Origin of the sequence: Salinivibrio sp. ML290 (assembly GCF_001995695.1) — a bacterium.
GTDB lineage: Bacteria > Pseudomonadota > Gammaproteobacteria > Enterobacterales > Vibrionaceae > Salinivibrio > Salinivibrio siamensis.
Genome location: NZ_MUEY01000012.1, coordinates 99,039 through 108,954 on the forward strand (window position 1 = coordinate 99,039; position 9,916 = coordinate 108,954).

General features: G+C 41.3%; 10 protein-coding genes. 4 read left to right on the forward strand and 6 right to left on the reverse strand.

All coding sequences use genetic code 11. From position 1 onward, the window contains the following. The first annotated feature begins 89 nt into the window (after positions 1-89). On the forward strand, positions 90-353 hold the full coding sequence (locus BZG23_RS11920) for a helix-turn-helix domain-containing protein (RefSeq protein WP_241837215.1): 264 nt from the start codon (positions 90-92) through the stop codon (positions 351-353). Positions 354-365: 12 nt separating this feature from the next. After that, on the forward strand, positions 366-1,613 hold the full coding sequence (locus tag BZG23_RS11925; RefSeq protein WP_077607058.1) for a type II toxin-antitoxin system HipA family toxin: 1,248 nt from the start codon (positions 366-368) through the stop codon (positions 1,611-1,613). A gap of 236 nt (positions 1,614-1,849) precedes the next feature. On the opposite strand, the gene BZG23_RS11930 is transcribed toward BZG23_RS11925, so the two are convergent. Beyond that, on the reverse strand, positions 1,850-2,245 hold the full coding sequence (locus BZG23_RS11930; protein WP_046075944.1) for a hypothetical protein: 396 nt from the start codon (positions 2,243-2,245) through the stop codon (positions 1,850-1,852). Between the two features lie 242 nt (positions 2,246-2,487). Between BZG23_RS11930 and BZG23_RS11935 the strand changes: the two genes are divergently transcribed. Both BZG23_RS11935 and BZG23_RS11940 read left to right on the forward strand, forming a co-directional pair. Continuing rightward, positions 2,488-3,387, forward strand: a complete 900-nt coding sequence (locus BZG23_RS11935; protein WP_077607059.1) for a LysR family transcriptional regulator — start codon at positions 2,488-2,490, stop codon at positions 3,385-3,387. A gap of 374 nt (positions 3,388-3,761) precedes the next feature. Then, positions 3,762-4,448, forward strand: coding sequence for an NYN domain-containing protein (locus BZG23_RS11940; RefSeq protein WP_077607060.1), 687 nt, complete (start codon positions 3,762-3,764; stop codon positions 4,446-4,448). Positions 4,449-4,585: 137 nt separating this feature from the next. Here BZG23_RS11940 and BZG23_RS11945 read toward each other — a convergent pair whose 3' ends face one another. From BZG23_RS11945 to BZG23_RS11965, 5 genes are all read right to left on the reverse strand, one after another. After that, positions 4,586-6,157 carry a DUF262 domain-containing protein gene (locus BZG23_RS11945; RefSeq protein ID WP_077607061.1) on the reverse strand — a complete coding sequence of 524 codons (1,572 nt, stop codon included), beginning with the start codon at positions 6,155-6,157 and terminating at the stop codon, positions 4,586-4,588. Between the two features lie 59 nt (positions 6,158-6,216). Beyond that, positions 6,217-6,828: a hypothetical protein gene (locus BZG23_RS11950; protein ID WP_077607062.1), complete on the reverse strand. Its 612-nt coding sequence runs from the start codon at positions 6,826-6,828 to the stop codon at positions 6,217-6,219. A gap of 321 nt (positions 6,829-7,149) precedes the next feature. Then, on the reverse strand, positions 7,150-7,962 hold the full coding sequence (locus BZG23_RS11955; protein ID WP_077607063.1) for a hypothetical protein: 813 nt from the start codon (positions 7,960-7,962) through the stop codon (positions 7,150-7,152). A gap of 208 nt (positions 7,963-8,170) precedes the next feature. Continuing rightward, positions 8,171-8,908, reverse strand: coding sequence for a hypothetical protein (locus BZG23_RS11960; RefSeq protein WP_077607064.1), 738 nt, complete (start codon positions 8,906-8,908; stop codon positions 8,171-8,173). 57 nt (positions 8,909-8,965) lie between these two features. Then, positions 8,966-9,916: DUF2971 domain-containing protein (locus BZG23_RS11965; RefSeq protein WP_206744512.1), on the reverse strand; the 951-nt coding region annotated here is incomplete at its 5' end.

A 9,916-nucleotide genomic window follows, 5' to 3' on the forward strand; every position in this document is an offset into this window, starting at 1 on the left:
TTGAGTTTTTATCGAGTTTTAGTTTCATTATGGTGAAGTATGATAAGGAAGCGCCACCCAAACGCGGTGCCACTGTGTTCCCGCGGCAGATGAAAATATTGCATCAATTGGGTGAAAACATCTTATTGGCGATGAAACGTCGAGGGATCAGTCAAGATAGAATGCATCAGCGCACAGGGATTTCGAAACCAACGCTACGAAAAATCACAAAAGGCGATCCGACAGTGTCGTTAGGCCATTATGTTAATGTGCTCGCCGTACTCGGTTTGTCAGACGATCTAGGTAAAGTCGCGCTCGATGATGAACTTGGTAGGAAACTGCAAGATATCGAGTTGTTGAAAACGAGACGATAGGGCATCAAACGAATGGAAATCTTTGTCTACGCCGATTGGATTGAAACTGAGCCGCCCTTGTTTATTGGGACACTGAGAGCATCGCGAATCCGTGGTAAAGAGCATTTCAGCTTTTGCTATGACAAGACCTGGCTTAAATCTAAGTATGCTTCTCAAATCGACCCTTGCCTTCATCTATATAGTGGCGAGCAGCACGCTGAAGACGACAAAAACTTCAAGATATTCTTGGATTCTTGCCCTGATCGATGGGGGCGCTTGCTGATGCAACGTCGAGAGGCTGTTATAGCCCGCATTGAGGGACGTAGAGCGAACACATTATACGAAACCGATTATCTCCTCGGTGTTCATGACTCTTTTAGAATGGGCGCTTTAAGATTTTGCACCGAGCATGGTGGCAATTTTCTTGACGACAATGACGATCTGGCGACTCCAGCTATGACTTCACTCGCGGAGCTAGAATGTGCAGCGCAAGGCATCGAGGACAAACCCGACTTTGATAATCCTGACTACCTCAAATGGTTGAATATGCTTATCTCACCAGGGTCATCGTTGGGCGGAGCTAGGCCGAAAGCTTCTGTAAGAGATGTCGATGGTACTTTATGGCTGGCAAAGTTTCCAAGTCGGTATGACGATTATGATATTGGCCTGTGGGAATACTTGGTGTACCAAATGGCCTTGGACTCTGGGATCAATATGGCTGAATGTAAAGTGCAGGCCATTGGTTCAGACCACCATATTTTCCTGACTAAGCGATTTGATCGTACCGATGACGGCAGGAGACTGCAATTTACGTCAGCAATGACACAGCTTGAATATTTCGATGGCAATGATGATGGAGCGAGCTACTTAGAGTTAGCGGAATTTCTTATCCAGAATGGTTCTAATACGCGGGCGGACTTGGCACAGCTTTGGAGACGTATGCTGTTTAATATCATGGTTGCCAATAGTGACGATCACCTACGTAATCATGGCTTTATTTTTGACATGACAGGTTGGCGACTGTCACCCGCCTACGACATCAATTCAACACAACATGCCCACGGTCTGCACTTAAATATTGACGACAAAGATAATGCTTTAGATATTGACCTAGCGTTTGAGGTGGCGGAGTACTTTCAACTTGATGTGAAAACAGCTGACAAAATTTATCGTCAAGTCGCCCAGGCCGTGTCTAAATGGGAGCGTTTGGCAAAAGGAGCAGGTATCAAACGCGGTGAGCGAGACTTAATGAGAGACTGCTTCATGCTGCCAAAAGTGTAACCAAGTGACGCATGGTAATAAGTGCCAGTTCCTCTGCTTTTTTCGCCATCAACTATGCCAAAATGGCATGATTAACAGACAGCTTTTAGGGGCCGTTTATGGATATTCGTGCGTTGCGCTATTTTATTGCCTTGGTGGAAAAGCAGAGCTATACCGCCGCGCAAAGAGTAGCTAACGATGCTTGATTCCATAAGCTTTTCAGAATGATATGTGCATTTTGATGAATAGAATAATTTCTATTCTGCCTTGCTTTGCGCGTCAATCTGGATGTGGATAGGTTCTAAGGTTTGCTTATCCTTCACCCAGACAACATTGGTAAACTGAAAGATCTCACCAGTCATTTTTATCATCAACGAGTGACTGTCTCTGGCGGTAATATCCACGTCTGGTGTGCCCGAGATTAAAAATGGTGTGGTTAATGGTGACTCGTTTGCACGAACGTAAAAGTGATAGCGAAAGGGAATGGTGGCGCCGCCAACATTATTGCGATACCCCACTACAGATACCGACTCAGAAACAGGCACATCTAGGACTTTTTTATCCAATGTGACCTGGGGCGTAAAGCCATTAATGGCGAAGTATGTTACTAACCCGCCAAGCACAATGAGGCTAATAGCCTTTAACTTTTTCATATTTGCTATGATGCCATGAATTTCGCTATTGGCCTGATGTTAATCACTTTCTTGAGTGAATGTCCCAAAAATGTGCGTAGTTGGTCTTCTCTGAGCTCGCCCAGCTTCGTTTTTTAATCTAATCGAAGGTGACTCAACGTCGTTTAGCATGCACCGCTCAAGGTTGTGATGAGTAAACGCATAGGCTTTACCCAAATTATGCCAAAATGGCATGGTTAACAGACAGCTTTTAAGGGCCGTTTATGGATATTCGTGCGTTGCGCTATTTTGTTGCCTTAGTGGAACAGCAGAGCTTTACTGCCGCATCGGCGTCGTTGCATGTGACGCAACCGACGATCAGTAAAATGGTGCGTAATCTTGAGCAAGATGTGGGTCAGCCGTTGTTGCACCGAGAGGGAAGGCGGTTTTGGTTAACCGATGCTGGTGAGGTGGTGTATCAGCGTGCGCAGAGCATTATTGCTGAGTTCGAGCAGCTAAATACCGAACTGGACGATCTTAACCAACTGGCGCGCGGCCAACTCAGGTTGGGGATGCCACCGATGATAGGGCCGCTGTATGCCAATGTGCTGCGTGAGTACCGACAACGCTACCCAAATGTGGCGCTCAGTATTGTCGAATACGGCGGGCGGCGCACCGAACAAGCCCTGATCAATGGTGAGATTGATGTGGCAATCACCATGCTCACCGACACCCAGCCCGAGTGCTTGCAAAGTTTACCCCTACAAACTCACCCCATTTATGCAGTGCTGCCTAACCAAGCCGCGTGGCGTGCGCAAAAAAGCCTGACGTGGCAGGCAGTGAAAGACGAACCGTTTTATCTGTATAGCGCTGAATTTACTCTAAGCGATCGGATTATTGCCCGCTGTGAAGAGCATGGCTATCAGCCGACTATTGCCGCGCGTAGCAGTCAGTGGGACTTTTTAGCCGCCTTGGTGAAAAGTGGTGTAGGGGTGGCGTTTTTACCCGCGCCCTTATGCCAGCGCCTCAGCGCCAGCTTGGAAGACAGTGAGTTATTGCTTGTGAAACCGATAAGCCCAGCGATTGAATGGCAACTCGGCTTAGTCTGGCACGGCGAGCGCTATGTCTCACGCACCGCCGAGGCTTGGATGCAGTTGTGCCAGTCGACAGAGGTGCATCGATAGGCTCAGCGCTTTGATCTACAACGCCTCATAGTACGCAATATGGTAGTGATCTTAAATTCGATGCTTAGAGACGACGTGATGTGGGATGAAAAACTCGCCAAAATTTAGTGATTGAGGACATAGTTGATTGTTATACAACGCAATTCACACTAAATTGCCAGTCGCACATTTGAATTACATTATCTTATCCCTAACACTACACACATTAGTTGGGCTGTTCTGTATATTATTTGTCATTCCTTGCAAGCCAAGCACTAAATGATCTAGTATTCGCTGTAGAACAACATTGTTGAACAGAACATACGGCCTTTGGCGACTCCTCCCACCATACGGGATGTGACGACCCAGAGGCTTTTTCGTTTCATGAGGCTAAGATGTCCCGTCGTACTGTTGCAATTTTTGTTGATGCCGGTTTCTTTAATCGAATTTTCACATCGGCTGTTGATCCTGAAATGAAAATGGTTCCTGAAGAACTCGCAAAGAAAATGTGGCACTACTGGATAAAGCATGTCGATCGCAAAAATGGTGAAGATCTATACCGCATCTACTACTATGATTGCCCACCTCTAACGTTAAAAGCACACCATCCGATTACTAACAAACAGATTGATTTTTCAAAAAGCGACATCACTAAATATAAAAATGATCTACATGAGGCTTTAACGCATCAACCGTATGTAGCATGTCGTATGGGCCATCTAAGTACCTCTGATAAGGAATGGGGTTTCATTCGTAAAGATAAGGTACATAATTTCAATAAGCTTATCCGTGGTGAGGTTGATCCCAAAGACATAGAACCGAATAAAGTTTCTCTACGTCCTCGACAAAAAGGGGTCGATATGAAGCTAGGTATCGATATTACCAGCGTAGTTTTAAAGAAACTCGCGAACAAGATAATCTTAATTTCAGGTGACAGTGACTTTGTCCCAGCAGCTAAATTAGCCAGAATAGAAGGTGCGCATTTCATATTAGATGCAATGGGGCGAAAGGTAAAAGGCGATTTAGCGGAACATATAGATGGACTTAAAACCTTTATCTATCAAGTCACACCTCAAAAATAGCATCGGTAACGGTCAGCCCAACACGAATGTAAAGCGGCAGTCCAAATCAAAATCAATATGCTTTGCGGATGCTTGACGAGCGGGGGAGTTTCTGTGGCTGCGTTCACCAGCTTTTCCGGTGAACGCCTTATTCAAATTTAAATACTTCCAGTTTCAAGAAGTTTTTGCCCTACAGCTATTAGTTTTTCTGTCCTTAATGTAATAAAATCTTCAAACGGTAAATCACCATTCCTTGCTTCGTCAGGGATCAATGCTGCCTCAAATATTTCCGTTCTGTGATCGTCAGGGATATCTTTGAAGTATTCCTGAGGGTTTTTATCACTAATTGCATTGTTTTCTGAGGCAGAAAGAAAGCAAATATTTGAAATAACATTCGCTTGATGAAAGTTAACCCCATTAGCCGCCAAGTATGCTTTAGGATATATGTGATGAAACTGCCTGGCATTATAGGATGATAATACAGTACCTAAATCAACCTCAGAGCCAGTTAAAAATGATCTTGGCCTCAACTGAGCCATTAAACAAAGTGCAGCTTTCGCAGCAGTTGAATTGATTCTCCATGTGCTGGAAAATAGATTACTCTTAACAATTGCTTGAGTGCCGTCAAAAGGAGAACTTCCTTGGGCGACTATTTCCATTTTTCCAAGATCTTCAAGAACCAAGCGGTTTGTACCAGCTTTGTATCGCAATGTAAGAGAACATTGCCAAAACCATTTTTTAAGCTGTTTCAGCTGGATTGCATTAGGCTTTGGAATCAAAGCATAAAAATTTACGATAGGTATTAGCATGATTGGGAAGGGCAAAAATACAACATTTTTAATCTTTAGCTGGCCCTCTAAGAAATCGACAGCTGCCTTTATAGATTTCTTAAGTAACTTCATTCCATCAACTAATGCATCAGGATCAACATCCACTAGATCATCTGAGTCGATTGTCCCGCAAGTAAGGGAGGCTAGCATCCTCATCAATAAGGGCTGGTCTATTTCTTCGTAGCCCTTATCTTTAAGACTATCAAGTAAAGCTTCTATTTCTCTTCTTAAGTCAAATTGATCGGACCAAGTCCATGCGGTCAAAAGTTCTAGATTACTTAATGGAGTACCCGATGAATTGATCCTTTGAAAGATACTACAAACCTCTTTATTGGTTCGCTCCCGGATAGTTACTATTGGAAATTCATAATCCTTAAATGCTTCAGTAAGCTTTGCTATTTTTGCCTTCTGATCGTCATTAAACTTTGGAAGCTCAATGAGTAGTTTGGTGGTGTCAAGTATGGCGTTTAAATGAATTTTATCCTTACCGCCCGCTGCAAGATGATGGGCGAAGGTATCCTCATCTGGTAGATAACAGATATTGAATCGATCAGCTAATTCTGTGTCGGCTGTGTTTTCATCGGAATGAAAAACCCCATACAATGTTGTAAGCCGTTGCTGTCCATCGAGAATATAGTTTACAGGATAATCTTCAGGAGTTATAGGTAATGAAAAACCACCAACATTTCTTTCGTGTTTTAACTCTTCTCTGGTAGACCACATTAAAAGGGAACCAACAGGATAACCCCTATATATTGAATCCAATAAGCTAATAATTTGCTCATCTGACCAGATGTATTCCCTTTGAAATACAGGAATCTTAATGTTTCCCCGTTCGACATCTGACAACAATGACGCGAGTCTAGGACTAGAGGGAGTTATTTTGCTTGATGATGCCATTATTTTTCCTTGTTTTCCTTGGCCTACTTGACGTTACCTGAAATTGAAGGTTGCGTTAATTAGTTGCGTTTCAAATGAGGGCGGAGGTAATTCTCTAATCCCTTTACGGCAGAGCTAATTGAGTCAGTAATCTCGTCTCCGTCGTCGAGAGTTGGTTTCCATACACGATTTCTCATTTTTACTGCTAAGTCTGGATTGCACTTGAAATTTTCATGGCCATTCATTTCATCGTCAACAACAGCCTGCATTCCAACACGTAATAAACGAGCATTCTTCCGTAGGTTCTGTATGAGCTGCTTTACTTCGTTTCCCCATAAAGATTCGGCTTCTAAACCTTGAGCTTCTAGTTCTTGAACTGCATCAACAACGGGCTTCCATCTGTTTGTGAATACATATGACCAAGATTTCGCCTGATACTCTGAAGTTTTATTCATTGGATCATAGTCTGAAGGAAACTCATGAGCTAATGTCATAGGGGATCTAGAATATTCCATTTCATCCCGAAACTTATATACAGCACGAATTAGCTTCCTAGACACCTCAAAATCAGCTTTTCCTTTGAGCTCACGAGCCCAACTTTTCAAGCCATAAATAGCTAACGAAAAAGTACCTAGAGCATATAACCCTAATACAACATCTTTAATCAAAGCTACTATTTCATTGATACTCAAACTTCTTCTCCAAAGCAACTAACTAATGACATGGATTCCCCCTCTTGAAGATCTGCCACACTTAGGTGCGGCCTTTAATACCGGAGGTAACCATGTCTACTCAATTCTTTTGTGGCGTTGATCTCGCCAAGCACCACTTTTCTCTTCACAGCACATAGTACTGAGCTGACAGCTTATCTGCTATATCTGGGCTGTGATCGCGCTGAAAAAGTGCCAGACGCAGCACCCACCTATGCGCATTCGAGCTATTTACTTAATAAAGCAACGGGCTTGTTCAACATCCAAATAAAGTGTCGGCTACGCGACACTTATTTTTACTTGTTATATACAATTTTGTTCTTGGTGTTTTTCTAACTCAAAGAACCAATTTAAGTAAATACTTGTATTTTCGAGGTCTATCACACCAAAACGGCTAAATAGCTGATTGTCGTAGAACCTACCATACTGCATATCATTCCATTCGGTATCTATAGTCTTCACTACCCTTACTGATTCGGGAGTTAAACCTTTAGCTCTTGTTGCTTTAATCAGGTCTAAGATAAGACCTCGACCTCCTCCGCTGCTTGAATTGAAAGAACCAAGTGCTGAGGATAATACGATTCTTTTTACGTTCCTTTCAGTTTTAAAGAAAACAAATCGGCAAAGTCGGTCTTCGTTTAGATATGGCTCACAAGCAATAATTGGTCTATAACCATTATCAATAAATGTCTCGAATACAGATTGAGATGAACCAAAGTAAGTAAATACTTGTGTATTTTCGACGTCAAAAAAATCACTACGTAATGAAAAGAACTCTATAGCATCAGCAATCAGCCACTGAGGTAACTCTTTACTTCCTTCTTCATAGTCTTCAAGCTCAGAAACTGTATGCAGTCCATAAAACAACGCCATTTCACGAATGCTAATACCTAAGATATCTTCTCGTAGCTTCTTATGCCTTGCGCCAACTACACCAGCATAGCGCTTACTATCGTTTAGTTGGTTTCCTTTAACTAGGTCGCTTTCTGTATTTACATTTACACAATTATTGATTGTGATTGGCGGTGAGTCTGTTTTCACCGATTTTTCTCTAAATAAGAACTTCACTCCAATACCAGAAAAGAGAGTAGAAAGTACATCAGTCAACCAGCTCATATCTATACACTAAATTTCATTCAACTTTTGAATAGTATACCCACCTGTACAATATGAGGTAAGTCAAGGTTTGTGATGGACATCTGGATTTTGCATATAACGCCCGGTTATGGGGCGAGTATTAGCTTGCTAAACTGATGAGGAACGAACCCGAGCAAGTTATTATGAGTCCCACCCATAAACTGCTTGTTAGACAAATTGTGTATGATCACACATACAGCAACTCTTTGACTGCTGTTCTCCAGACTTTGTAACTAGTCGATATATTTTTGGTTTTTTCCATCATAATATTAATCAACAAGCGGTACTCTTGAATGTCTCGCATACATCCCGCTCTATCGGGATTAACTTCTGGGGCTAAACACATCCGATAGTTGTCTACACACTGATCGTAAGGGTACTCATCAAACTTCTGGCTAACCAGAATACGAAACTCCACAAGCGACTGAACAAGCTCAGTAGTAGCTACTTTTAACTGGCTAGAAATAAATTGCTTGCCCGATGAACTAGCAACCTCAGTAAAGTGAGATAATTTATTTAACTCTTCGGTATATATAGCGTCATTAGTTTCAATATTAGCAATGAGCTTTTCTAGATATGGCTCATCTAGTAATTCATGAAGTTCATTGAAAACTTGGACATCGTGAGAATATTCTTTTTCTAAGCGAGCTTTAGATTTTATTGTAACGGCAACTTCATGCAACCCAGTACTCATTAAGTGATACGAAAGACCCAAACAGCAAAGTGCAAAGCCCCAGGTGGTATCGGAGTTGTCTGTAATAGAAATTTGAAACTGGGCTTCAAATAGATTGTTCACTATTCCTAACCAGAGAGGGGTACTCATTAGAGATAGACCACCGACAACTATCAACCACGTAAGTTTGTTATAAAACTTGGGCTTTAGTGCCTCAATAACTTTCAGTACAAAATCAAATAATTTTTCCATCGTAATCTATTGAATTTTTCTAACGCTTGCAACAGCAGAAAATTGGATCCTACTCGGTTAATTTGTCTGATGCTTGCTTTTGTGAGTTTTGAAGTTTAATTCAAAACGTTCGTTACTGACTTCCGCCTGATACAATTTAATGTGTTTCAATGAATCGTTTGTTTTTATTTTGTTAATAACACACTGCATCTCATTTAAATCAACTTTGCATCCAAAATAAATAGATTTTATAGCTTCCGCTGGTACTTTATAAAGAAATATCGTTCTAGGATCTTCGGAAATACGCTGTAGATATTCATTAATGATATTATCTACAAATGCTAAAATTAATTCCTCACGGCTAATATACTCCTCATCTTCACGAATTAACGTTTCAGCCTCATAAATCAAAGGCTCTTTTAGATTAATCATGTGCATACCATTACCAAGATCAAGTTCTTCGAGTACTTCTGGTGACTGGACATAGAACTCTATATCGGATAGATGGTCTTCATGAACGATTATACGGTCAGCTGTTACTAATGGTAGTATAATCCGGTGTTCTTTCTCATAAATCCATTCGTCACATTTTACTAAGAAATGTTCCAATATATTTTCAAATTGGTTATAGGTTGGCCTTTGGGTATTATATCTAACACGCTGTATTTTCCCTGAATTAATAGATGCTCGCTTTTTAATTTCTTCTTCATCTAATACATCAGTATCTAATTCATCATCAAACGTAGTAGTAGGGAAGGGTAAATAACTTTCAAACAAACCATGCTTAGCGTCAAGTTCAATAACAATACCTTTATGTTGATCAGCATAATGTGACCACATGAGTAAATTATTATTGGTTTCAGACAAAGATATAATTGCAAACTCAAAATAAGCATGATCTGCTAATTTTTTATATTCAAGTTCACTACTAGGTCTAAGTTCGAATGGATCATTCAATGCGTATTTTTGAGTGCCACGAATAAAAAGATTATCAAAGAAATCTTTACGTAACGGCATGTATTTATATAT